Origin of the sequence: Pseudomonas sp. FP1742 (assembly GCF_030687145.1) — a bacterium.
Lineage (GTDB): Bacteria > Pseudomonadota > Gammaproteobacteria > Pseudomonadales > Pseudomonadaceae > Aquipseudomonas > Aquipseudomonas frederiksbergensis_D.
This window is the reverse complement of sequence record NZ_CP117460.1, coordinates 3,932,788-3,956,850: the sequence shown is the minus strand read 5'-3', so window position 1 is coordinate 3,956,850 and position 24,063 is coordinate 3,932,788. Positions and strand designations below refer to the sequence as shown.

The window sequence follows — 24,063 nt, the reverse complement described above, 5'->3', positions numbered from 1 at the left end:
TGCCACAGTTTTTACAGACGAGCGTGAGAGTAACTATGAGCACTACACAAGAGTTCGTGATTGATCTGTTGATTGACGGCCAGCTGGTTCGCGGCGAAGGCCACGCAGAAACGCTGGTGAACCCGGCCACCGGTCGAGTGCTGGGAGAAGTGCCGGAAGCCAGCCTCGAACAGATTGATCAAGCGGTGGCGGCCGCTCGCAAGGCGTTCCCGGCCTGGTCGCAGTTGCCCCCAGGAAAACGCTCGGCGCTGCTGCTGAAAATTGCCGATCGAATCGAACAGGAAGGTGCCGCTTTTGCCCAAATAGAATCGTTGAACGTGGGCAAGCCCTACGAGCGCATGCTTGAGGATGAGATACCGGGCGTAGTCGATAACATTCGCTTTTTTGCCGGCGCGGCGCGTTGCCTGACCGGGCTGGCGGCAGGTGAATACGCAGCCAACCACACGAGCATCATTCGTCGTGATCCGGTTGGCGTGGTGGGGGCCATCGCTCCTTGGAACTTCCCATTGGCAATGGCCACCTGGAAAATTTTTGCGCCGATTGCCGTGGGTAATACCGTGGTGATGAAACCTTCGGAAAACACCCCGCTCACCGCATTGAAACTGGGCAGTATTCTTGCCGAGATGCTGCCACCTGGTGTGGTCAATATTGTCACCGGGCGTGGGCAAACGGTCGGCCAAGCGCTTGGTGAACATCCGGATATCAACATGATGTCCATCACAGGAGATGTCACCACCGGCCAGAAAGTCCTGAAAGCGGCGACAGGTAATCTCAAACGCACCCACCTCGAACTGGGCGGCAAGGCGCCGGTGATCGTGATGGCTGATGCGGATCTGGAGGCGGTGGTTTCCACCGTGCGCTCGGCTGGCTTCTACAACGCCGGCCAGGACTGCTGCGCTGCATGCCGTATCTATGTGCATGAAAGTGTTCACGATGCACTCGTTGCGGCCCTCAAAGTGGCCGTGTCTTCGATCAAACTGGGGCCTACCGACCAGGCTGGTACAGAACTCGGTCCGCTGATCAGCGCCCGACAGCGTGAACGCGTTGGGGGCTTTGTCGACCGTGCGAAGGACCAACCGCATATTAAGGTCATCACTGGCGGCAAGTATGTGGCGGGTAATGGTTTCTATTACGAGCCGACGCTCGTCGTCGGGGCCTTGCAGACCGATGAAATTGTCCAGCGTGAAGTGTTTGGCCCCGTGGTTTCCGTGACCTCCTTCCAGGACGTTGATCAGGTCATCGGTTGGGCGAACGACAGCCGCTATGGCTTGGCTTCGTCAGTCTGGACCCGTGATGCCAAGACTGCTGCCAAGGTCAGTGCGCGTCTGCAATACGGCACCACCTGGGTCAATCAACACTTCACCCTCCTGAGCGAAATGCCTCACGGCGGCATGAAGATGTCCGGTTATGGCAAGGATCAGTCGATCTACTGCCTGGAAGACTACACGGTCGTTCGTCACGTCATGATGAACTTCGAATGATATGACGCCCCCGCTCCGGCGGGGGTACTCCCGATATTCGAGATTCGGGACTCTTGTGAGCGCACTGCAGAGCGACCTGTTTATCAGGTCGCGGCTGGGCCGTGCTTCGAAAACGGGTCCTGAATAGCATTAGGCAGCATATCCAATGACTATTAACGGTCTTTCGCTATCACTGAGCAATATGACGACCGCTGTCGAAGAGACGCCTTTGGCGGAAGTCGAAGCGCTTGTTCTGGGCCGGTATGGCATGAGTGTCCGATGCACGCGAATCAGTTGTGAACGCGACGAGCTGTTCCATGTTTTTTCAGTCGACGGCTTGCAGTACATCCTGCGGATGTCGAACCCTGCAGATGATCACGCGACCATTGATATGCAGATTCAGGCGCTGGCCTGGCTGGCCGAACGCGCACCGTATATTCCAGTTCCCCTATTGATTGCGTCGCTCAACGGTGAAACGTCCTTTGCGGCGAAAGTGGGTGACAACCCGAGACGAATTATCTGGATGACTTCGTTTCTGGAAGGCTTGGCGTTGCCGAAAAGTGTCAGCTCGCAAGCCCAGTTGCGAAACATCGGCATCAGTCTGGCCGAGCTTGGGTTAGCGCTGCGTGGTTTCAATCACCCGGGTGCTGATCGAGTCCTGGCGTGGGACATTCAGCAAGCGGCAGCTTGCCGGGAGATGCTGCCATCAACGCAGCATGCCGATGGCAATAAACCCTGGAACCTGGTTCGGGCAGGCTTCGATTATTTCGACGAAGTCGTCTACCACCGACTTATCAAATTGCGCAGCCAGGTGGTTCATGCCGACTTCAATCCACACAACATCCTGATGGATGAGGGGCGTCATGATGAAGTCTCGGGCATCCTCGATTTTGGCGACATGGTGGCGACCCAGCTGATCAACGACATCGCCATTGCCGCCAGTTACCACACCGACGGCGACCACCCGTTGAGCAAGGTTGCCGAGATGCTTGGGGCCTATCACCGCGTGCTGCCGCTCCTGGTCGAGGAAGTGGACTTGCTTTATGACCTGATTATCACGCGTCTGTGTACCGCGATTGCGATCACCGAATTTCGGGCACGTCTATATCCCGCAAACCGTCATTACATCCTCAAGAACACAGGCGTTGCCTGGGATGGGCTCCAGCGATTGGCGCAAGTCAGTCGAGCGGATGCCCAATCCATTCTTCGCAAAGCATGCAACCTGGAGTGAAATAATGAATCGTCCATTGATGATCAACTCGTTCGATCCTGCTCAGGCTCATGGCCTGGACCCAGTGATCGAACAACTGCTCAAACGCCGCGCAAAAGTGCTGGGCCCGTCCTACAAGTTGTTTTATGAAAAGCCTGTGCACTTCGTCCGCGCTGAAGGCGTGTGGATGTACGACTCGCACAACACGCCGTACCTGGATGTGTACAACAACGTGCCTTCGGTAGGCCATTGCCATCCTCATGTCGTGGAGGCGGTTTCCAAACAGATGGCACTGCTCAATACCCACACCCGCTATCTGTACGACACTGTACTGACCTACGCCGAAAAGCTGATCGCTACCTTCCCTGGGGAATTGGCGAACGTCATGTTTACTTGCACCGGTAGTGAGTCATCGGACCTTGCGGTACGAATCGCGCGTTGCCATACCGGTAATACTGGCATCATCGTGACTGAAAACGCCTACCACGGCATTACTGCCGCGATTGCCGAGATGTCCCCCTCTTTGGGTGAAGGCGTGGCGTTGGGCAGCATGGTGCGCCTGGTCCCGGCACCGGACGCCTATCGTGCGGGCGACAAGGACGTCGGCGACGCGTTCGCCGAGTCGGTTGAAGCGGCAATCGCGGACATGCTGCGTCACGGCATCCGTCCGGCGGCGCTGGTGACAGACACCATATTCTCCAGTGATGGCGTCTTCTCCGACCCGCGTGGTTTTCTGGTCAAGGCCGTCGAAGCGGTCCGCCGGGCTGGCGGGCTGTTCATCGCTGACGAGGTCCAGCCTGGTTTCGCGCGTACCGGCGATACGTTTTGGGGCTTCCAGCGTCACGGTGTCGTGCCAGACCTGGTGATCATGGGCAAGCCAATGGGCAACGGTCTTCCCATCGGTGGTGTGGTGGCGAAACCGGAACTGCTGACCCGTTTTGCAACGACCGCGCGTTACTTCAATACCTTTGGCGGTAATCCGGTTTCCACCGCCGCGGCGATGGCGGTACTGGAGGTGATCGAAGCGGAAAGCCTGCAAAAGAATTCTCTGGTGGTCGGTGAGGTATTGCGTGCCGGTCTGCGTGATCTGGCCAAGGAATATCCGGTGATCGGTGATGTCCGGGGAGCGGGGCTGTTCATTGGGGCGGAATTCGTTAAGGACCCGCTCACCAAAGAGCCGTACGAGGAACTGGCCATGCAAGTGGTCAACAAGTTGCGCGACCACAACGTGTTGATCAGCGCTTCCAGTCCGTTGGGCAACGTTCTGAAGATACGCCCGCCGTTGCCATTTACCGCCGACAACGCCGCCTACTTCCTCGACATTCTGGCCGACGTCATGGCCGATCTGAGCAAAACCACCGGTGTGAGGGGATGATGATGAAAACCTACACCATGCTGATCTACTTCACCGGCAAGGCCGAAGCCATTGGCCACGCCACCGGTGTCGTAAGGTCCCGTGCCCAGGGGCTAATTCTTGCACTCGATCCAGTGGCGGATGTGCAGGGCGAGGGGGCGTTGCAGGTTCCGACTGGTGTCGCACACTTCGATACGGTGGTGACCGTGCGGGGCGAGCAAAGTTGGGAAACCGGCCGCGTCGACTTCCCCGGGATCGACAGTTATCTCGATGTTGAAACGGTCATGCCAGGCCAGTTTAAAGTGCAGGCAAGCGGCTACAGCACCGGTTCGATCGCTTGGCGCGTGATTCGTGGTGGTGGCCGATTCGAAGGCGCGACCGGCATTGTGACGGGCAATTTTGTCGGTCACCCGGATGACACCTTCACCGATCACCAGTTGTTCAAGTTGGTGCTGCCGGCCTGAGTCGCTGGCCGTGCAGGCGGCCTGTTCACCGTGCAGGTGGACAGGCATTTGATTTCACATTCAGATGGAATGACGCCGTGAATAAGCATAACGATCTTGATGCCCTGATCATCGGTGCCGGCCATAACGGGCTGGTGTGCGCAAACTATCTGGCCAGGGCAGGCCTCAAAGTATTGGTGTTGGAGGCCCGGCCGATTGTGGGGGGCGCCTGTACCAGTGAAGAACTGATACCGGGCGCTATTTTCTCTTCTTGCTCGTACATTCAGATGATGTTTCGACAGGAAGTGGTCGACGATCTGGAACTGAAAAAATACGGACTGGAGTCGGTGGCTCCGGGCTTGCAGGAAATGGCGCTATGGGACGACGGTGATCGCGTGATGTTCTGGCAGGAGATCGACAAGACCCTGCGTTCGATCGAAGATCACAACAAAGCCGATGGCGCCAACTTCATGCGTTTCGCCACGCGGCTCAAGCGTTTCGGTGAGCTGACGCATGAAATCCAGCTCAGCGACCCGCCGACTCAACAACGCTTGAAAGCGATCTTTGACGACGCTGGTGAAAGCGCGCTGTACGACGAGTTCATGACGGCTTCGGCCGAGGACCTGCTGAAGGACTACATAGAGTCCGATCGTCTTCGCGGCTTCATGATGTTCATGGGCCTGGTCTCCACGTGGGGAAGTCCAACCACGCCAGGCACGGCCTATGTCTATGGATATCACGCGTTGGGAGAGTTCGAAGGTCAGTTCGGTCGTTATGGTCTGCCGAAAGGCGGGATGGGCATGATCAGTGAATCGCTGGTCAGTGCCTTGCAAGCATTCGGCGGAAGGGTTGAAACGAGTACGCCCATCCAGAAGGTGTTGATTGAAGAGGGTAAGGCAGTGGGGGTTCTGCTGGCCTCGGGCGAGCAGATTCGCGCGCCGCTGGTCATTTCCGGTGCAGACCCGACTCGCTCTCTGGTGGGGTTGTTACCTGAAGGGGCGCTACCAGAGGCGGCGGCAGCCGATGCCAAGGAGATTGATCAGCGCGGCTCCATGGCGCGTATTCACCTGCTGGTGGACGCGCTGCCGGATTATGTCGGCTTTCCGGCCGGCAAGCTGGGGCCCCAGCATCAGGGTTTGAACATTCTCGGCCCATCCCCGGCCCTTTATGAAATGGCCTGGCAAGCACAGCAGCGTGGCGAGTTTCCGGATGACATGGTGGTTGAGGCGCTGATTCCCTCTGTGACCCACCCGGGACTGGTGAGCCAGCCAGGTACTCATACGCTCTCGTTGGGGGTGCAGCAATTGCCATTTGACCTGGCCCATGGAGATTGGGACACACGCAAGGAAGAGTGGGCTGACAAGGTGCTGGAGATCTATTTCCGCTATGCACCGAACATGCGCAATCACATTCTCGCTCGCCACGTGATCACCCCACTGGATCTGCATCGCGACTATCACATCACCCGTGGAAACATCTTCCATCAGTCCATGATCGGCCTGGATAACCTCTTCGACAATCGCCCCATCAAAGCGGCGGCGCATTACCGGACGCCGGTTCCCGGTTATTACCTTTGTGGCTCCGGCAGCCATCCCGGCGGCGGTGTCAGTGGTATGCCCGGGCACAACGCGGCGCAACGCATCCTTGCCGACCTGGCCGGGCAAACCGATACGGCAGCGGGGCGCAAGGTGCTCAAGGCGGATAACGGGCTGATCGGCAATTTGTTGAAAACGGATGTCGGGCAACGCCTCGGCTATCAGGTCGCCAGGTCGCGCATTTTTCGAAGCCTCACCGAACGCCTGAGCAAGTGACAGCGATTGTGTACGACGTGCCTTTCTCTTGATGGGAAGGCGGCATAACCGAATAGGTGGATCACTACATGAAACTTCCAATCTTTACACCGGGCTCGAACGATGGCGGTCGTCGCAAGATGTTCGTCAATGGTCAATGGATCAGCGCCTTTGCCTGGTTTCCGGTGCGCTCTCCAGCGACCGGGGAAATCATCGCCGAGCTTCCGAGCGCCGGTATTGAAGAGGCAATATTGGCTGCCGATGCCGCCAGTGCCGCATTCCAGACCTGGCGTCAGACAACCGCTCATCATCGGTGCGCACTGCTGCGTGCCTGGTACAACGCTGTCATCGAACACACCGAGGGCATAGCCCGTACCATCACCATGGAAATGGGCAAGCCGATCCAGGAAGCCCGTGGAGAAGTCGTTTACGCCGCTTCGTTTATCGACTGGTTTGCCGAAGAAGGGCGGCGTGTCGGCGGCGAAAGCATGCCGAGCCAACATGGCAACAAACGGCTGGCGACCCTGCAACAGCCGGTTGGGCCTGTGTATGCCATTACACCGTGGAATTTTCCTGCGGCGATGATCACCCGCAAGCTGGCGCCGGCGCTGGCAGTGGGGTGTACGGCCATTGTCAAACCTCCTGTGCAAGCACCGCTCACAGCACTGTATTTCGCCAAACTGTGGGAAGAAGTCGGGGGCCCTCCTGGAACCTTGCAGGTGATTACCACCACGGATCCGCGAACGGTGTCTCAGGTGATGTTCGATGACCCGCGTATTCGCAAACTCACCTTTACCGGTAGCACTGAAGTGGGCAAGCGTCTGTACGAACAATCGGCCAAGACACTGAAAAGGATGTCTCTGGAATTGGGGGGGCATGCACCGTTCATCATTTTTGAAGATGCCGATCTGGACGCGGCCGTGGATGAGGTCGTGGCTTGCAAATTCCGCAATGCTGGACAGACCTGTGTGTGCACCAATCGCATCTATGTCCATCGCTCGATCGTCAATCAGTTCGCCGAAAAACTCGCCGTTGCGGTCAATCGGCTCCAGGTGGGTGACCCATTGCTAGAGTCCACCCGGATAGGCCCGTTGGTGGATGAACATGCACGCGATAAAGCACTCAGCCATATCGCCGATGCGGTGGCCCAAGGTGCTCGAATCATCGCCGGAGGTGTCCGGATGGAAGGCTTCTATGTTCAACCGACCGTGCTCCAGGACGTGACTGCAACGATGTTGATCATGCAGGAGGAAACCTTTGGTCCGGTGGCGCCGCTGATTACGTTCGACAGTGAAGCTGAAGTGGTGGCGGCAGCCAACGCATCGCCATACGGCTTGGCGGCCTATCTGTGGACAAGGAACTTGACCCGAGCGCAACTGGTGGCTGAAGCGTTGGAATACGGAATGATCGGCGTCAACGATGGAGCACCATCGACCGCACAAGCGCCGTTCGGTGGCAATAAGGACAGCGGATTGGGCAGGGAAGGTGGTCACTGGGGACTTCAAGAGTATCTCGACGTGAAGTTCATATCGACCAAACTTGAACGTTGCACTTTGGAGTCATAAACATGCGTCTTACATGATGAACGCCTGTTCTAAAGCATTTGATTTGGGCGCGAACAGTCTGGAGAGATCTTTTGGTTGTCGCGGTACAGGGATATGACGGATCTACGAACAAAGTCTGCACCGATTCAACAATAATACGGACACTTGTCACTACGAAAAACCAGAAAGTGCCGAGGTGTATATAGGCACAGCTGCCGAGTATTGCTTTTTTAACGACTGCCTCGCTTTACCGAAATAAAAAACTCACTACCTACAGGGTTTTAGCGATGTCATACGAATATAGTAATAAACCAGCTACGCTGGGCTTAACGGGATCAACACCGGGCAAGACCATGAACCCAAGTTCTGATAGCCGAGACCTCGAACGAAACAGTATCGGTATCATGGGCATCGTGTTCTTTGTGATTGCCGCTGCGGCGCCACTGACCGTGGTTGTCGCGTTGTTCCCTGTCATCATTGGTTCCGGAAACGGCATCGGCATCGCCGGTGCATTTGTGGCGGTCGCCCTGGTGCTATTGCTGTTCGCTGTGGGTTACGTGGCGATGAGTAAACACATCACCAACGCCGGGGCGTTCTACGCCTACATCACCAAAGGCATCGGCCGCCCCATGGGACTGGGCTCTGCTTCTTTGGCAATTTTTTCCTATAACGCGATTCAACTTGGTCTGTACGGAGGTATCGGCTATTACCTCAATGAGTTGCTCGGCAAGCAACTCAACCTCCATCTGCCGTGGTGGGTGTACTCCTTCACCGCCATGGCGATGTGCCTGTGGCTGGGGTTACGGCGTTTGCATGCAGGCGCCGTGGTATTGGCGGTCCTGCTCACGCTGGAGACGGTAATTATTCTGATACTGGACCTGGGCATTTTATTTGGCGATCACTCGGTGCCAGTGAGCCAGTTTTCGTTTGAACCATTCAGTCCGTCGGCGACATTCTCAGGCGCAATCGGTGTCGCTCTGATGTTCGCCCATGCATCGTTCATCGGCTTCGAGGGCACTGCCATTTATGGTGAGGAAGCACGCGACCCCAAACGCACGGTGCCCATAGCGACCTATATCGCGGTGATTTTCATGGGCGTATTTTATGCGCTGACAGCCTGGTTGATCATCAATGCAATCGGTACAACCGAAGCAGTGGCGGTGGCCAAGGACCAATCGGGCAATCTGATTTTCTGGGTCAGCGATAAGATCCTCGGTGGCTGGGCGACGGAGTTGTTTCAAGTGCTGGTGATTACCAGTCTGTTTGCTGCCATCGTAACGTTCCACAGCAACGTTGCCCGTTACCTCTACTCATTGGGGCGCCAGGGGTTGCTCAGCCAGAAACTGGGCTCGACTCACCCCGTGCAAAAGTCACCCCATGTGGCGTGCTACGTGCAAACCGCAATGGTTGCGGTGGTGGTTGCGATATTCGCGGTGCTGGGGCTGAATCCCTACGACACGCTCTTCACCTGGTTCACCGGAGTCGGTGCGGCAGGGATCATCACCATCCAGTGCATCGCCAGCATTGCGATCTTTGTGTTCTTCCGTCGTTCCACGGTGGACAAACGGTTGTGGCATACCTTTCTCGCCCCCCTGTTAAGCGTCGCAGGTCTCCTACCGTTTCTTTATTTTGCCCTGACCAGCTTCGATGTCTTGCTGGGCGTACAAGGCGCACTTGAGGTGTTCTTCATGGCGCTGTTGTTTGGTTCGTTTGCGCTGGGTTTTCTGGGCGCATTCTACTTGAGTGTCCGGTCACCCGAGAAATATGCACGGTTGGAATCTTCGTTAGGCGATCAAGTCTGACAACTCGGTGACCTGTCTTTGCCGCTGCTGCGATGGGTGCAGTAGCGGCTGAATTAATGATTATGAACGTAAAGTTCTTCACTACGCTTTGTCATTGCTTAAGTCGATTTAATTCATAGCTATTGCAGATTTGATAATCTAAAGAGGAAGTGTGATGAGCAAGACGTTTCGAATTGCCGCGATTGCCGGCGACGGAATCGGTGTCGAAGTGATGCCTGAGGGTATTAAAGTTGTGCGGAAGGCTGCTGCCAAGTACGGTATTGAACTTGAGTTTCAAAACTTTGAATGGGCCAGCTGCGATTATTATCTCGCCTGCGGCAAGATGATGCCCGACGACTGGTTTGAGCAACTTAAAGGTTTTGATGCTATTTATTTTGGTGCTGTTGGTTGGCCGGATAAAGTGCCGGATCATATTTCCCTTTGGGGGTCCTTGTTGAAATTTCGCAGGGAGTTCGATCAATACGCGAACATACGCCCGGTGAAGCTGTTTCCTGGTGTGGCATGTCCCTTAGCCAATCGCAAGCCTGGAGACATCGACTTCATCGTTGTCCGGGAAAATACCGAAGGTGAATATTCTTCAGTGGGGGGCCGGGTCTTTGAAGGTACTGAACATGAATTCGTGCTGCAGGAATCGGTATTCACCCGGCGAGGTGTCGACCGCATCCTCAAATACGCCTTCGATCTCGCCCAGACACGATCACGCAAATATGTGACCGCAGCTACCAAATCAAATGGCATGGCAATCAGCATGCCGTACTGGGATGAACGCGTTGCGGCGATGGCGGACAACTACCCCGACATCAAATGGGACAAGCAACATATCGACATCCTGTGTGCCCGCTTTGTCTTGCATCCAGATCGCTTTGATGTGGTGGTGGCGTCCAACCTGTTTGGCGACATCCTCTCTGACCTCGGCCCGGCCTGCACGGGCACCATTGGTATTGCACCTTCGGCCAACCTCAATCCGGAGCGCAAATTTCCTTCGCTGTTCGAACCCGTCCACGGCTCGGCGCCGGACATCTTCGGCAAGAACATTGCCAACCCTATTGCCATGATTTGGTCGGGTGCGTTGATGCTTGATTTCCTGGGTGACGGTCCAGAGTTCCGTGCTGCTCACGATGCAATCATGCAGGCCATTGAGACGGTTATTGCTCAAGGACCGAAGACGCGTGATTTGGGCGGACAAGGATCTACCCAAGAGGTAGGCCAAGCGATCGCCGACGCTCTTTAACTTCGCCAGTTTAGCTAGTGACGGTGCTTTCTTCGTTGGGCCGTCACTGGCGTTTTGTTTAGGCGTTATCTCGCAGCGTATGGGAGTAAACCAGTAGGGCCATGCACTCGAATGACTGAAGAGTTGCAATAACTCAAGGAGCGTTGACATGTCCATCCTCAGCTTTTCCATAAAGCTTCGCATAACGCTGCTCGCGGGCATTTGCATGCTGTGCGTAGCAACCATCTTGATAGGTTTCTCAATCTATCGGATCGACGCTATTTCGATATTGAGCAATGAGTCCAGTTCACTCACCATCAAAGAAGGTGCATTGAAGTACATGACCAAACTGGGTGAGCAGCAAGCCCAAGTTGTGAGTCAAAGATTCGACACCAGCAGGGTTTTTGGCGACACGGTCATGCGCCAAGTTATCTTTCAGCGTGAACAAGCGACGCGTCTAGGCACGGACACCAAAACACTGCGTGGTGACCTATTCAAACTCATGCAGTTGCAAGTGGCTGCTAATCGCGGCGTATTAGGCTTAGGGGTAGGATTCGAGCCCAATGCATTGGATGGCGATGACGCTCGTTTTACTAACCAAAAAACCGATGGGGGGAATGAAAAAGGTCGTTTCGCTTCCTACGCATCCACGCTTGTTCCGAGCTATACCATGAGCGAAAAGGAGATGGCCGATGATGGGACTCCAGGTACTTTTTGGTACACCTGTGCGTTCAAGACCAAGCAAGACTGCGTAAGTAACCCGTATGCGTTCACTAATGCCCAAGGCATCACGACGCTGATGTCGACTGTTTCAGTCCCTTTGATGAGCGGTGATTCTGTGCTCGGCGTTCTCTGTGTGGACTTAAGTTTGGCAAGCCTGCAAGAGCTGGTAGAAAAGTCCAGCCGTGCGCTTTACGGCGGCAATGCACAGGTAAGTTTCATCAGCGCTGACGGGGTTGTTGCCGCTCGAAGTGGTGAGCCCCAAGCGGCGGGAAAGCCTTTGGTAAGCGTAGATCCTGAACTTGGAAAACAAATCTCGGCGAGTACGAAAGGTGATACTCCTGAGGTACTTGAGCGTGACGGGAACGTCGTCGTCATTATGCCGTTTTCCCCCATTCCAGGTGCGCAGCATTGGAGTATTGTCATTCAGGTTCCAGAAGTGGTCCTGCTCGCCTCGGCTCGACAGCTCAAAGAGGCGCTGAACAAAGCAAACAAGGATGCGGCTGGCATTCAACTCATGGTGGGTATTTTGGCGGCATTATCCGGATTGGTGCTGATATGGATGCTGGCTCGTAGCATCACGCAGCCGATCCTACGTGTTGCCGCGATGTTCCAGGACATCGCAAGTGGTGAGGGTGATCTGACACGGCGGGTGGACTATGAAAGACATGATGAAATCGGGAATTTAACGAGTTGGTTCAACCGGTTTCTTGACAAGCTGCAGCCCATTATCGCTCAAGTGAAATCATCAGTTGATGACACCCGTCGTACTGCTGACCAGGCAGCAGACATTGCTATGCAAACCAATAGCGGCATGCAGCAACAATTGCTTGAAGTTGACCAGGTCGCAACTGCATCTCAGGAAATGAGCGTGACTTCGCAGGAGGTGGCACGCAATGCTGCGTTAGCAGCTCAAGCGGTTCGTAATGTTGATCTCGCGACCCAGGAGGGTGTGCAGACAATCGACAGAACCACTGATTGCATCACACAACTTGCTACGGAAATGCATCAGGCGATGCAACAAGTAGAGGCGCTGGCCAACAATAGCGAGCAAATTGGGTCAGTCCTCGAAGTAATTCGCTCTGTTGCCGAGCAAACGAATCTTCTTGCCTTGAACGCTGCGATTGAAGCGGCTAGGGCAGGTGAGTCTGGTAGGGGATTTGCGGTAGTCGCGGACGAGGTGCGTCATTTAGCCAAGCGAACCCAAGAGTCGGTAGGGCAGATTCAACACGTCATCGAACATCTTCAATCAGGCACTCGAAGCGTGGTTCAGTCGATGCAAAACAGCCGCAGCCAGGCCGATAGCAGTGTTGCACAGGTGAAACGTGCTGTGGGAGCGCTTCAAAAAATCAATCAGGGTATCGAGATTATCAGTGAGATGAATATTCAGATTGCCAGTGCAGCGGAAGAGCAGAGCGTCGTTTCAGAGGAGGTGAATCGTAACTTATCCAGTATTCGGGACGTCACGGATGTTCTGGCACGCCAATCGAAAGATTCTGCGAGCATCAGTCAATCCTTGAATTTGCTAGCGAATCATCAGCAGCAACTTATGGGCGGTTTCCGCACCTGAAGTTGAGTCGTTCCTGTATTGATACCTGAATTCACAACATCTCCTGCGCTAGTGTTCCACCGAAGGCCCAAGGCAGCCTCCGCCACCGGAAACAAGATAGGGTTAACTGTCCGGAATTTGGAGTAAACCAATTGGCCTCCTGGCCCCACGACCTTATACGTGAAGACAGGGTTTGAAAAAAATACTAAGACAAACTGGTGGGGTGACTGAATAACTCATGATGCCGTCACCTCATCTGAGTTTCATGAGGATGCTATGGATACTGAGCACATTCAAGCTCATTTCCGCACTCATGTCGGCCAGCTCTTGCGTCAGGAAGTGCGTCGCATCTATCCATTTTTTGAGCGTTCCGAAGGGATGCTACGTAATTGATGCCTGAAACTTGGTGGTTGTTCGTCCATTGGCTAAGGGTAATCCTATAGCCTTGCTGAAAGTTAGTTTTGTTGCTGTTGAAATACCCCAAAAACTAGTCCAGAGTTAAGTCTTTTCCTGCTTCATTAAGAAAAGAAACCCCTTATATTTCAATGAGTCGGACGCCAGATACGAGTCTCGTTTCCCGCTCCATAACATAAGCGAAAACGCCGCTCATTTGAGCGGCGTTTTCGTTTGTACGTAGTTTGTTGGGCTTCGCTGGGGGAGGTCAAAATCGGTATTTCTGTCTCGGCGCTTCCTTCAAGAGTTGCGCCTTAATCGGTGCTTCAGAAGTGCAGGGACAAAAGACCATTCGAAAAACTAGCCGTTGGTCGAAAAAGCAATACTCCATCCAGGGTGTGGGCTGAAGTGTGGGCTGTGGCTTTTTACTAAATCACAGAAACGAAAAAGCCCCGAATAATCAGGGCTTTAGCGTAAAAATATGGCGGAGGCGATGGGATTCGAACTCATGGACCTGTTACAGTCGACGGTTTTCAAGACCGTTGCCTTAAACCACTCGGCCACACCTCCGTTTGCGTTGCGGGCGCCATAATACCTGAATGAAACACACTGTCAAACTCTCTGCATGGCTTGTTACAGAGCGTCTGTTATGATCTTTGCGACTGAACGTTTCAAACCCAACAGGAGTGTCGCCATGCGCGAACAGGATTACGCAGTTAATAACAGCGTGCAGGCTGAGCAGCTAGAGGTTAGCCGCGTCCTGCGCAACACTTACGGCTTGCTCGCACTCACCCTCGCATTCAGCGGCGTGATGGCGTTTGTTGCACAGCAGATGCGTGTCGGCTACCCGAACGTCTTCGTGGTGCTGATCGGTTTCTACGGCCTTTTCTTCCTCACCAACAAGCTCCGTGACTCGGCGTGGGGCCTGGTTTCTGCGTTCGCGTTGACCGGTTTCATGGGGTTCCTGCTCGGCCCGATCCTCAACCGTTACCTGCACATGCAGGGCGGCGCGGAAGTGGTCAGTTCGGCTTTCGCGATGACCGCGCTGGTGTTCGGCGGCCTGTCGGCTTATGTGCTGATCACCCGCAAGGACATGAGCTTCCTCGGCGGTTTCATCACGGCCGGTTTCTTCGTGCTGCTGGGCGCGACGCTGGCGAGCTTTTTCTTCCAGATCAGCGGTCTGCAACTGGCGATCAGCGCAGGTTTCGTGTTGTTCTCCTCGGTCTGCATCTTGTTCCAGACCAGCGCCATCATTCACGGCGGCGAGCGCAACTACATCATGGCGACCATCAGCCTGTATGTATCGATCTACAACCTGTTTATCAGCTTGCTGCAACTGTTCGGCATCATGAGCCGCGATGATTGATCGCCAGCCTTGAGTAAAAAACCCGCTTCGGCGGGTTTTTTTTGCCTGAGAATCGGGGCGCTCAAGGTTATTCGGTAATGACAATGCTGCCCTCGGTGTCGAGAGCACCGGAAATGACTACGCCGACGTTACAAACAAAACAGCACTCACGCCATCGGTGGTAACCGGCGCTTGACCGGAGTCTTCTTGACGATGGCGGTGCTGGTTTCGGCGTGGGCGTTGAGGCGGTCGAGAAGGGTGTCCAGTTGTTCCATCGAGCGCACGTGCAGGCGGGCGATGAAGCAGTCGTCGCCGGTGACTTTGTCGCACTCGGTGAATTCGGGAATCGCCTGAATCTGCCGCTCCACTTCCTGCAACTGGCCCGGCAGCGGGCGGACGCGGACGATGGCCTGGAGTTGATAACCGAAACATCTGGGGTCGATCTCGACGGTGTAACCCTTGAGCACGCCACGTTCTTCAAGACGACGTAAACGCTCGGCAACGCTGGGCGAGGACAGGCCGCTGATCTGTGCCAGAGCCTTGAGCGAACGGCGTGAGTCTTCCATCAATGCGCTGATCAACACTTGGTCTATGTCGTCGGTCATGGCGAATCCCCTGTTAGGCAATCGGTTGGATAGGCCTTGATAAAAAAGGCAGAAGTCGAGTTTAGCCTGCTTTTTGCGCTGGAGAAGCCCCCCGATGGATTGGCATACTTTGGGCTCAAACACAGGAGGTTGATGATGGACAGAACACTACGTCGCGGCTCATTCGAAATGACTGCCGCCATGCTGATTTCCGGAACCATAGGCTGGTTCGTGCTGGTGTCCGGGCAACCGGTGCTGGACGTGGTGTTCTGGCGCTGCGTGTTCGGTTCCGCCACCTTGTTGCTGATCTGCGCGGCGTTCGGCTTTCTGCGTCCCGGCATTCTGACGTCCACCACGTTCTTGCTGGCCGTACTGAGCGGTGTGGCGATTGTGGGTAACTGGGTGCTGTTATTCGCCTCCTATTCTCGCGCCTCGATTGCGATCGGCACGGCGGTTTATAACGTCCAGCCATTCATGCTGGTGGGACTGGCGGCACTGTTTCTGGGGGAGAAGATCACCCTGCAAAAGCTGTTCTGGCTGGGCATTTCGTTTCTCGGGATGCTGGCGATTGTCAGCGCCCATGGCGAACAAGGCGAGGGCGGCAGTGATTACCTGATGGGGATTGCTCTGGCGTTGGGGGCTGCCTTTCTTTACGCGATTGCCGCGTTGATCATCAAGCGTCTGACCGGCACGCCACCGCATCTGATCGCGTTGGTCCAGGTCTGCACCGGCGTGCTATTGCTCGCACCCTTTGCGCATTTTTCGGCGCTGCCGCAAGCGCCCAGTGCCTGGGCCAGCCTGGTGACCCTGGGCATCGTGCATACCGGTTTGATGTATGTGCTGCTCTACGGCGCGATTCAAAAACTGCCGACGGCCCTGACCGGCGCGCTTTCATTCATCTACCCGATTGCGGCGATTTTCGTCGACTGGTTTGCCTTCGGTCATCGTCTGGAGCCGCTGCAATGGATCGGTGTTGTCGCGATTCTGTTGGCCGCCGCCGGGATGCAACAGGGTTGGGGCCTGAAGCTGCGGCGGGTGGCTACACAATAACGGCCTCTCAGATGTTCCAGCGCGGTGCGGTCCTCGCCAGGCGCTGGCGCATCTCGCCGATGTTCGCGGTCAATTGTCGGGTCAGCAATCGATAGCCATCCAGTGGGCTGTAGACCGGCGCATCGAGCGTTGAGTCCAATGGCGGTTCGGCTGGCCGGTCGAGCCGTTGTGAAACGCCCGATTTCAATGCTCGAGCCATACCGATCAGTTGCACCCGGATCTGTCGGTGCTCGGTTTTCAATGCCGATTGCAGATGGGCCATTGCCGTAGAGTCATCGGCATTCGGCCGGCTATTGCCGAGGATCTCCAGGATGCTGACGCACATCCGCAGATTGCGCTGAATCGCATCGAGTTCGGTCATGGAAACCCGCACTTCCTTGGACACCGAGGGCATCAGTGAGCGCAGTTGCACCATGACTGCGTTCAAGCGATTCATGAGCTTCAGGTGCTCGTCAGCGGTGACGGATTCGCCGTTGATGATACGGCCGTAGATTGCCGCGCAGTCGCGCAACGCATCGGCCAGGTTGTAGCGCCAGGAGTACACCGCATACAGCGGCAGGGCGAAGGAGAAAGCCAGTGCCAGGGCGATGCCGATCAGAATATCCACCCCGCGCCACAGGCCATCGGTGACTGGGTTGTCACCGTGCCCCGCAACGATAAACACGGTGATCGCCGATAGCAGCGCCGTATAACCACCCTTGCCGATGGCGTGGTACGAGAAAAATCCGCACACCACCGACATTGCGAAATAGGTCAGCCACGGCATCCCGAGCCAGGCCTGTTGCGCCACCAGCAACAAGCCGACACCGGCCCCGATCAAGGTGCCGATGGCTCGCTCGGCGGCTTTTTTGCCGATATTACCGTGGTGCTGCAAGCCGCCGATCACCACCAGCATGGTCACCGACGCCCATTCGCCGTGGGGCAGATGGATGCCGGTGGTCAGCAGAATCGACGCCAGCAACCCCAACGAAACCCGCACCGCATGGATCAGTTTGGCGTGGCGGTAGCGCCGGTACGGGTCCAGCAATGGACGCAGTATTCGGCGCAACAGCGGTGGCAGTCGAAGGCCTTTGATGATGCTCAGGTTTGGTGTCCTCAGAAAATGTTGGTGTCCTCAGAAAATATAGTCGGTGGTCAGGAAGCTCGAGTTCCGGCCGCTAATGATCTCGCTGAGAAGCTCTTTACTGCTTTCCTGGAACTTGGTCGCCACCAGGGTCCGAATCGAAAACACCCGCAGCGCATCATGCACCGACAACGTGCCCTCGGCGGAGTTCTTGCGGCCGTTGAATGGATAGGTGTCCGGGCCGCGCTGGCACTGTGCGTTGAGGTTGATCCGACCGACCTGGTTGGCAAAGGTATCCACCAGCCTGCCGACCGCCACCGGGTTGGTGCCGAAGATGCTCAGTTGCTGGCCGAAGTCGGACTCCAGGACGTAATCGATCACCGTGTCCAGATGACGGTAAGGCACGATCGGCACGACCGGGCCGAACTGTTCTTCCTGGTAGACGCGCATTTGCGGTGTCACCGGGAACAACACGGCGGGGTAGAAAAACGATGCCCGGGACTCACCACCATTGGGGTTGACCACGGCGGCGCCTTTGCTGACGGCATCTGCCACCAGGGTGTGCAGGTAATCGACCTTGCCCGACTCCGGCAATGGCGTCAGGGCCACGCCGCTGTCCCACGGCATGCCGGGTTTGAGGCTGGCGAGTTTGGCGTTGAATTTGTCGATGAATGCCTCGACCACGTCTTCGTGGACGAAAAGGATTTTCAGCGCGGTGCAGCGCTGGCCGTTGAACGACAGGGAGCCGGTGACGGCTTCGCTGACTGCGTTGTCCAGATCGACTTCCGGCAGAACGATGCCGGGATTCTTCGCATCCAGGCCCAGGGCCGCGCGCAAGCGGTGAGGCCTTGGGTGGAGTTTTTTCAGGTCGCTGGCGGCCTTGTTGGTGCCGATAAACGCAAAGATATCGATCTTACCGCTGGCCATCAGCGCGCTGACGGTCTCTCGACCGCTGCCATAGATCACGTTGATCACCCCGGCCGGGAAACTGTCGCGAAAGGCTTCCAGCAGCGGGCGAATCAACAGCACCCCAAGTTTGGCCGGCTTGAACACCACGGTGTTGCCCATGATCAGCGCCGGAATCAGCGTGGTGAAGGTCTCGTTCAGCGGATAGTTGTAAGGCCCCATGCACAACGCCACGCCCAGCGGAACGCGGCGGATCTGGCCGAGGGTATCCTGTTCCAGTTCGAAGCGACTGGAGCGGCGGTCGAGTTCCTTGAGGGCATTAATGGTGTCGACGATGTAGTCGCAAGTGCGGTCGAACTCTTTCTCCGAATCCTTGAGGTTCTTGCCGATCTCCCACATCAGCAGCTTGACCACGGCCTCGCGCTGTTCGCGCATACGACCGAGGAAGGTCTCGACATGCTGGATACGCTCGGCCACGCGCATGGTCGGCCACAGACCCTGGCCCCGGTCATAGGCGCGGACAGCGGCGTCGAGTGCGGTCAGTGCGGTGTCGGCATCGAGCAGCGGCGTGCTGCCGAGGATCACTTGTTCGTCGCCATTGGCGCTGCTCAGGTACACCGGGCTGCGGACTTGGGCGAGGGGCCCGGACCAGGTCTCCAGTTCGCCGTCGACCAGATATTCACGCTGTTCGGTCTGGCCGTTGAGGCGGTACTTTTCCGGGATGCTGTCGGCGGTGGGAAACAGGTTGCCTAGGATCGGTGCTGTGGTCATGTCGCTACCCCGTCTGGATTGGGTGATGCACTGATGAAACGTTTTAGCAGACCTCGGCCTGGCTTGTCATGACTCATCTTAGGGTTTTTTGGGCTCGGCGTTGTGGATCGCGAATCTGTCGGCTCATCCGCTCATGAAAGCCGAACTTTTGCCCTTGAGAACACACAAGTAATGATCCCCCGGTTAAACTTCACGCTCTTTCTAAAGGAGTTCATATGAGTTACTACCAGCCGGGCATCCTCGCCACCCCAGTTCCGCCTCAAGCTCGTCATATGTTCTTCGCCCTCGAATCCGCCGAGGCACTGCCGACAGCGCTGGATAACCTGACGCGCCTGGTGGACGGAAAATCGGCGGTGGTCGGTTTCGGCGAGTCCCTGGTCAAGGCGCTGCACGCGCAGATCGACGGCTTGCGCGCCTTTCCTGCGCTGGTTGGTGTCGGCGTCGACAACCCGTCGACCCAACACGCGCTCTGGTGCTGGCTGCACGGTATTGACCGTGGCGAATTGCTCAATCGCAGCCACGCCATCGAAGCCGCGCTGGCACCGGCCCTGCGTCTGGTGCAGATGAACGAAACCTTCCGCCACATGACCGGCAATGACCTGACTGGTTACGAAGACGGCACCGAAAACCCTCACGATGAAGCCGCTGTAGCCGCCGCGCTGCTGGGCGAGGGTGCTGAGGGGCTGGTCGGTGGCAGCTTCGCGGCGATCCAGCAATGGCAGCATGACCTGAAAGGCTTTCACGCGATGCCGTCCCACGAGAAGGACAACATCATGGGCCGGCGCCTGAGCGACAACGAAGAACTCGACGACGCGCCGATCTCCGCCCACGTCAAACGCACCGCCCAGGAAAGCTTCACCCCCGAAGCCTTCGTGGTCCGTCGCTCGATGCCGTGGATTGAAGGCGATCGCGCTGGCCTGATGTTCCTGGCTTTCGGTTTTTCCCTCGATGCGTTCGAAGCGCAACTGCGGCGCATGAGCGGTCTGGAAGACGGCATCACCGACGGTTTGTACCGTATCAGTCGGCCGATCACTGGCGGCTACTACTGGTGCCCGCCGCTCAAGGACGGTCGCCTCGATCTGCGCGCATTGCGTGTCGGCTAAATAGCGAAACCAGAAAAAGATCGCAGGCTTCGCCAGCACCTACAAGACTCAGGCGAAGCCCGCGATCTTTTGATCTTGCTCCAGGTCACCTTGACGTCGCCAAAAGATCCCGGCCTGCGTAGAGCGTGTGCGGCAGTCAGAACGATTTGCTGACACTCGCCACCAGGGTCGCGCTGCACACATCGTCGAACCCCCAGTTGCTGATGCATTGGCTTTTCGACAAATCGGTATCGATGTAACTCAACCCCAGCAGCACCCCGGCCACTTCGCGGGTCAGCTTCGCCTCCCACTCGTGGTAAGCCTCCTCGCCATGCCCCGAGGCCGAATACAGGCGCGGGTCTTTGAAGTCCATTTCGCCGTAGCGCAGTTTCAGCCCCAGCCCATAGGGCAATTCGGTTTCGTAGCCAACGTAGCGGTACAACGTGCTCTGTTTGCTGTCGATGCCCGATGCATCGGCGGAGTAATAGGCCGCGAGTTTCACGCCATAGACGTCGAGAATCCCGTAGACCTCGCTTTGATTGAACTGGCTCTCTTTTGGATACGCGTATTTGAGATAGCCGACATCCAGGCTGATGGCGTCGGTCGCCTGCCACAGCCAGCCACCGTAGTAGTCGACTTCCTGACGGGTTTTCAGGCCACCGCCGAAATCGACGTTCGAACTCCAGGCGCCCAGGTACAGGCCGCTGCTGTGGGCCAGGGTCACACCGGCTTGCGCGGCGGGGTCGTTCTGGGTTTGCGAAATACCGCGAGTGCGATAGTCGCTGGCCAGGGTCAGGTCGACCAGCACGGCGAAGTCGTCATTCAAGGGCAGGGCCCGGCTGCTCAAGGGCAACAGGCTGAAGGATGCGAGGGCGAATAGGGTGAGCGCTTTCATGGTGCAGTGCCTTGGTTGTGATTGTTATGGGCAGATTTGAGACAAAGCTGCTCCAGACCCCAGCGATGAACGCGGAGTTGGGCAGCGTGTACAGGCGATTTTTCTCAGAGTGTCGGGGCGTAGACTTCGCGACCGGCGAACCAGGTTTGCAGCACTTGGGTGTCGTGCAGGGCTTTCTCATCGACGCTGAACACGTCGCGGTCCAGCACGATGAAATCGGCTTGCTTGCCGGGGCTCAACGAGCCGATTTGCTTCTCTAGACCGATAGTGCGGGCGGCGTTGAGGGTGTAGGCGTAGAACATCGTTTCCCGGTCGATGCGTTCGTCGGCGTTCAACACACCCAACGGGCCGTTTCGGGTGATTGCCTGGGCCATGGCGTTCCATGGATTGGGCGAAGACACCGGCCAGTCGCTGGCTCCGGCGATCGTCGCGCCCTGTTTGAGCAGCGAGTGCGCCGGGTACTGATAGCGGAAGGCGAGGGCGCTGACGTAAGGCTTGATCATGTCCAGGGTGTAATCGTCGGCGGAGGCCCAGAGCAACTGCATGGAGGCGATGACGTTGAGCGGTTTGAACCGCGCAAACTCTTTCGGGTTGACCATTTGCAAATGGGTGATCGAGTGAGTCACGCCGCTCTGGCGATCCTTACGCGCCTGAGCGATGCCGTTCAGGGATTCGCGTACCGCGCGGTCGCCGATGGCGTGGATATGCACCCGCCAGCCGCGTTGATCGATGGCACTGACCAGTTCGCCGAAGTGCTTGGGATCGATCAGCAACTCGCCCTGTTTTTGCGAGTTGGTGTAAGGATCGATCATCGCCGCGCTCTGGGCCGGGTATTCGATCACGCCGTCGGCAAAAATCTTGATACCGGGCAGAGTCAGGTTGGGGATGCCCTGGAATTGCTGGCGGACCTTGTCCAGCGTGTCGAGATCGGCCGGTACGCTTTTCGGATTGGCCACCAGCAGGGCCGCGACGTGGGCGGTCATGCCACCGCTTTGCGACAGCGCTTTGTACACCGGCAGTACGCCGACGGTTTTCTCTGTGGGTTTAAGGGCAAACACCGGCTCGCCGGGGGCGGCGTTGGCAGCGGGGTCCATCCAGGCCGTAATGCCCAGGCTGTTGTTGTAGCGCACGGCGGTTTGCGCGGCGCGCAGCATGTCGGCGGCACTGGGCGCGGGCATTTTTAACGCAACTCGATCCCAACCGGCGTCCACCAGAAAACCGTTGGGGCGACCGTCGGCAAGCTTGCCTATGGTGTCGAGTTCGGCGGCCGGCAGGTTTTGCAGCAGGGCGGCGTCGATGCCCGCGCGTTCGAGCATGACGTTGTTGGCCCAGGCGGTGTGGTGGTCGCTGCCGGTGAATACCACGGGCACCTTGGCCCATTCGCCGCTGTTGAATTTCTTGCCGAGGGCCTCGGCCTGGGCCCAATACGCCGAACTCATGCCGGCCACGCTCAGCACATCGCCGTGTTTCGCCTTGCCGTCATCACGCCATCCGCGCAGGCGTTTTTCCAGCTCATCGAGGCCGACCACCTCATCTTCCATATTGGCCGAGGCCATTTCCAGACCGCCGAAAATCGCGTGGGAATGGCTGTCGATCAGGCCGGGCATCAATGTTTTGCCGCCGAGGTCGATCACTTTCGTTTGCGATTCAATCAAGGCTTTTATCTGTGCATCGCTGCCAACTTGCAGCACTTTGCCGTCCTGCACCGCCAAGGCCTGCACTTTGGGCTGGTTGCGGTCGGCGGTGAATATCTTGCCGTTGAGCAGCACCAGATCGGTCGCTGCCATGGCTTCCATCGAGGCAAAAGCCACAGCGGCCATCAATAGATTCGGGATGAATCTTTTCATTGAAAGTTTCCTTGTTATTGCGTCTGATGGCCCAGATTAGTGGCTGCTCACGCTTAGCAGAACGCCTCACTCACGAAAAACGTTTTTGCCGGAATGGAAAAAGAATGGACAAGCTGGGTGCGTTGAAAATGTTCGTGGTCACGGCGCAACTGGGCAGTTTCAGCCGCGCCGCCGAGCAACTGGGCAAGACCCCGTCTGCCCTGACCAAAGCGGTCAATCACCTGGAGGCCGAACTCGGCGCCCGGCTGTTCGAGCGCAGCACCCGGCGGATTCTGCTGACGGAAGTGGGGCGGCTCTACCTGGAAACCGCGCGTCAGGTGTTGCAGCGGCTGGACGAGGCCGGTGAGGAAATCGAGCAGTTGCAGCATGGCCTGCGCGGCAATCTGAAAATCACCGCGCCATTGGCCTATGGGCAAGCCTTTCTCGATCAGGTGTGTGGCGGTTTTCTGGAACAGTATCCGCAGATCAATCTGCAAGTGGACCTGTGCGATGAGTTCGTCAATCTGCTGGAAAGCGGCTACGACCTGGCCCTGCGCGAAGGCCATGACGACCTGCCGGGGCTGATCGCCCGCGTCGTTGGCAGCAATCGTCTGGCGTTGTGTGGCAGCTCGGCCTATCTGGCGCGCAAGGCGTTGCCGGTCACCCCGCAAACCCTCGATGAACACGAGTGGTTGCTGTATCGCCATCCCTTGCTCAGCCGCGAATTCTGGTGGGCCGAGCGCGATGGGCAGCGCTTGAGCCTGCCGCAACCCCAGGCGCCACGGCTGCGCAGCGACAATTACGACTTGCTGCTGGCCAATGCGCTGGCCGGACGCGGGTTGTTGCACACGCCGCTATGGAGCGCTGCGCCGTATCTGGCCGACGGTCGACTGGTGCGGGTGATGGCGGACTACGACATCGATCCCGACAGCTTTGGCCCGCACATTCTGGCGGTGTACCCGAGCCATCGGCGAGCGACCGCCAAAGTCGTGGCTTTTATCGATTACATCGCCGGGTTTCTGGCCTCTCGCGGGCTGAGCTGACTGCCGGTCCTTGCCAGGAAAAA

The 24,063-nt window shown here is 57.0% G+C and carries 17 protein-coding genes, 1 tRNA gene and 2 pseudogenes; 14 read left to right on the top strand and 6 right to left on the bottom strand.

What is annotated here, in order from left to right; translation table 11 throughout:
- Nucleotides 1-35 precede the first annotated feature (35 nt).
- From PSH64_RS17440 to PSH64_RS30485, 10 genes and pseudogenes are all read left to right on the top strand, one after another.
- Entirely contained in the window at nt 36-1,481 is a 1,446-nt protein-coding gene (locus tag PSH64_RS17440) for a gamma-aminobutyraldehyde dehydrogenase (protein ID WP_305477945.1), read from the top strand.
- Between the two features lie 145 nt (nt 1,482-1,626).
- Nucleotides 1,627-2,691 (top strand): phosphotransferase, encoded by a 1,065-nt coding sequence (locus tag PSH64_RS17435; RefSeq protein WP_305477944.1) that lies wholly within the window; start codon nt 1,627-1,629, stop codon nt 2,689-2,691.
- Between the two features lie 4 nt (nt 2,692-2,695).
- Entirely contained in the window at nt 2,696-4,045 is a 1,350-nt protein-coding gene (locus tag PSH64_RS17430; protein WP_305477943.1) for an aspartate aminotransferase family protein, read from the top strand.
- Nucleotides 4,042-4,488 carry a hypothetical protein gene (locus PSH64_RS17425; protein WP_305477942.1) on the top strand — a complete coding sequence of 149 codons (447 nt, stop codon included), beginning with the start codon at nt 4,042-4,044 and terminating at the stop codon, nt 4,486-4,488. The genes PSH64_RS17430 and PSH64_RS17425 overlap by 4 nt, the downstream gene beginning before the upstream one ends.
- 77 nt (nt 4,489-4,565) lie before the next feature.
- Nucleotides 4,566-6,278, top strand: a complete 1,713-nt coding sequence (locus tag PSH64_RS17420; RefSeq protein WP_305477941.1) for an NAD(P)/FAD-dependent oxidoreductase — start codon at nt 4,566-4,568, stop codon at nt 6,276-6,278.
- Between the two features lie 68 nt (nt 6,279-6,346).
- The gene (locus PSH64_RS17415; protein ID WP_305481181.1) at nt 6,347-7,822 is read left to right on the top strand and encodes an NAD-dependent succinate-semialdehyde dehydrogenase; all 1,476 of its coding nucleotides are present in this window, start codon (nt 6,347-6,349) and stop codon (nt 7,820-7,822) included.
- Between the two features lie 266 nt (nt 7,823-8,088).
- Nucleotides 8,089-9,603, top strand: a complete 1,515-nt coding sequence (locus PSH64_RS17410; protein ID WP_305477940.1) for an APC family permease — start codon at nt 8,089-8,091, stop codon at nt 9,601-9,603.
- A 154-nt stretch (nt 9,604-9,757) separates the two neighbouring features.
- On the top strand, nt 9,758-10,834 hold the full coding sequence (locus tag PSH64_RS17405) for a tartrate dehydrogenase (protein ID WP_305477939.1): 1,077 nt from the start codon (nt 9,758-9,760) through the stop codon (nt 10,832-10,834).
- Between the two features lie 148 nt (nt 10,835-10,982).
- Nucleotides 10,983-12,197 (top strand): annotated as a pseudogene (locus PSH64_RS30490) (chemotaxis protein); the annotation flags it as partial.
- A 381-nt stretch (nt 12,198-12,578) separates the two neighbouring features.
- Nucleotides 12,579-13,103: pseudogene (locus tag PSH64_RS30485) on the top strand (methyl-accepting chemotaxis protein); the annotation flags it as partial.
- A gap of 854 nt (nt 13,104-13,957) precedes the next feature.
- On the opposite strand, the gene PSH64_RS17395 reads toward PSH64_RS30485, so the two are convergent.
- A tRNA-Ser gene (locus PSH64_RS17395) sits at nt 13,958-14,045 on the bottom strand.
- Nucleotides 14,046-14,169: 124 nt separating this feature from the next.
- Between PSH64_RS17395 and PSH64_RS17390 the strand changes: the two genes are divergently transcribed.
- Nucleotides 14,170-14,841: a Bax inhibitor-1/YccA family protein gene (locus PSH64_RS17390; protein ID WP_105341265.1), complete on the top strand. Its 672-nt coding sequence runs from the start codon at nt 14,170-14,172 to the stop codon at nt 14,839-14,841.
- 146 nt (nt 14,842-14,987) lie between these two features.
- Here the strand turns inward: PSH64_RS17390 and PSH64_RS17385 are convergent, their stop codons facing one another.
- Nucleotides 14,988-15,425, bottom strand: a complete 438-nt coding sequence (locus PSH64_RS17385; RefSeq protein WP_105341263.1) for an Lrp/AsnC family transcriptional regulator — start codon at nt 15,423-15,425, stop codon at nt 14,988-14,990.
- A 135-nt stretch (nt 15,426-15,560) separates the two neighbouring features.
- Here PSH64_RS17385 and PSH64_RS17380 point away from each other — a divergent pair, with 135 nt between their 5' ends.
- Nucleotides 15,561-16,454 carry a DMT family transporter gene (locus tag PSH64_RS17380; protein ID WP_105341261.1) on the top strand — a complete coding sequence of 298 codons (894 nt, stop codon included), beginning with the start codon at nt 15,561-15,563 and terminating at the stop codon, nt 16,452-16,454.
- Between the two features lie 7 nt (nt 16,455-16,461).
- Here the strand turns inward: PSH64_RS17380 and PSH64_RS17375 are convergent, their stop codons facing one another.
- Complete coding sequence (locus PSH64_RS17375) at nt 16,462-17,481, bottom strand: FUSC family protein (protein ID WP_305481179.1); 1,020 nt, start codon at nt 17,479-17,481, stop codon at nt 16,462-16,464.
- Nucleotides 17,482-17,568: 87 nt separating this feature from the next.
- Nucleotides 17,569-19,194: an NADP-dependent glyceraldehyde-3-phosphate dehydrogenase gene (locus PSH64_RS17370; RefSeq protein ID WP_305477937.1), complete on the bottom strand. Its 1,626-nt coding sequence runs from the start codon at nt 19,192-19,194 to the stop codon at nt 17,569-17,571.
- A gap of 215 nt (nt 19,195-19,409) precedes the next feature.
- On the opposite strand from PSH64_RS17370, the gene PSH64_RS17365 reads away from it, so the two are divergent.
- Complete coding sequence (locus PSH64_RS17365; RefSeq protein ID WP_305477936.1) at nt 19,410-20,297, top strand: Dyp-type peroxidase; 888 nt, start codon at nt 19,410-19,412, stop codon at nt 20,295-20,297.
- A 136-nt stretch (nt 20,298-20,433) separates the two neighbouring features.
- On the opposite strand, the gene PSH64_RS17360 is transcribed toward PSH64_RS17365, so the two are convergent.
- The gene (locus PSH64_RS17360) at nt 20,434-21,171 is read right to left on the bottom strand and encodes a TorF family putative porin (protein WP_105341251.1); all 738 of its coding nucleotides are present in this window, start codon (nt 21,169-21,171) and stop codon (nt 20,434-20,436) included.
- 104 nt (nt 21,172-21,275) lie between these two features.
- On the bottom strand, nt 21,276-23,018 hold the full coding sequence (locus PSH64_RS17355; protein ID WP_105341249.1) for an amidohydrolase: 1,743 nt from the start codon (nt 23,016-23,018) through the stop codon (nt 21,276-21,278).
- Between the two features lie 104 nt (nt 23,019-23,122).
- On the opposite strand from PSH64_RS17355, the gene PSH64_RS17350 reads away from it, so the two are divergent.
- Entirely contained in the window at nt 23,123-24,040 is a 918-nt protein-coding gene (locus PSH64_RS17350; RefSeq protein ID WP_305477935.1) for a LysR family transcriptional regulator, read from the top strand.
- Nucleotides 24,041-24,063: the final 23 nt, after the last annotated feature.

Excerpts from the sequence above, each read along its gene's own strand:
- PSH64_RS17440 (WP_305477945.1), top strand. The coding sequence starts at position 36 with ATGAGCACTACACAAGAGTTCGTGATTGATCTGTTGATTGACGGCCAG.
- PSH64_RS17435 (WP_305477944.1), top strand. The coding sequence starts at position 1,627 with ATGACTATTAACGGTCTTTCGCTATCACTGAGCAATATGACGACCGCT.
- PSH64_RS17430 (WP_305477943.1), top strand. The coding sequence starts at position 2,696 with ATGAATCGTCCATTGATGATCAACTCGTTCGATCCTGCTCAGGCTCAT.
- PSH64_RS17425 (WP_305477942.1), top strand. The coding sequence starts at position 4,042 with ATGATGATGAAAACCTACACCATGCTGATCTACTTCACCGGCAAGGCC.
- PSH64_RS17415 (WP_305481181.1), top strand. The coding sequence starts at position 6,347 with ATGAAACTTCCAATCTTTACACCGGGCTCGAACGATGGCGGTCGTCGC.
- PSH64_RS17410 (WP_305477940.1), top strand. The coding sequence starts at position 8,089 with ATGTCATACGAATATAGTAATAAACCAGCTACGCTGGGCTTAACGGGA.
- PSH64_RS17405 (WP_305477939.1), top strand. The coding sequence starts at position 9,758 with ATGAGCAAGACGTTTCGAATTGCCGCGATTGCCGGCGACGGAATCGGT.
- PSH64_RS17390 (WP_105341265.1), top strand. The coding sequence starts at position 14,170 with ATGCGCGAACAGGATTACGCAGTTAATAACAGCGTGCAGGCTGAGCAG.
- PSH64_RS17385 (WP_105341263.1), bottom strand. The coding sequence starts at position 15,425 with ATGACCGACGACATAGACCAAGTGTTGATCAGCGCATTGATGGAAGAC.
- PSH64_RS17380 (WP_105341261.1), top strand. The coding sequence starts at position 15,561 with ATGGACAGAACACTACGTCGCGGCTCATTCGAAATGACTGCCGCCATG.
- PSH64_RS17370 (WP_305477937.1), bottom strand. The coding sequence starts at position 19,194 with ATGACCACAGCACCGATCCTAGGCAACCTGTTTCCCACCGCCGACAGC.
- PSH64_RS17365 (WP_305477936.1), top strand. The coding sequence starts at position 19,410 with ATGAGTTACTACCAGCCGGGCATCCTCGCCACCCCAGTTCCGCCTCAA.
- PSH64_RS17360 (WP_105341251.1), bottom strand. The coding sequence starts at position 21,171 with ATGAAAGCGCTCACCCTATTCGCCCTCGCATCCTTCAGCCTGTTGCCC.
- PSH64_RS17355 (WP_105341249.1), bottom strand. The coding sequence starts at position 23,018 with ATGAAAAGATTCATCCCGAATCTATTGATGGCCGCTGTGGCTTTTGCC.
- PSH64_RS17350 (WP_305477935.1), top strand. The coding sequence starts at position 23,123 with ATGGACAAGCTGGGTGCGTTGAAAATGTTCGTGGTCACGGCGCAACTG.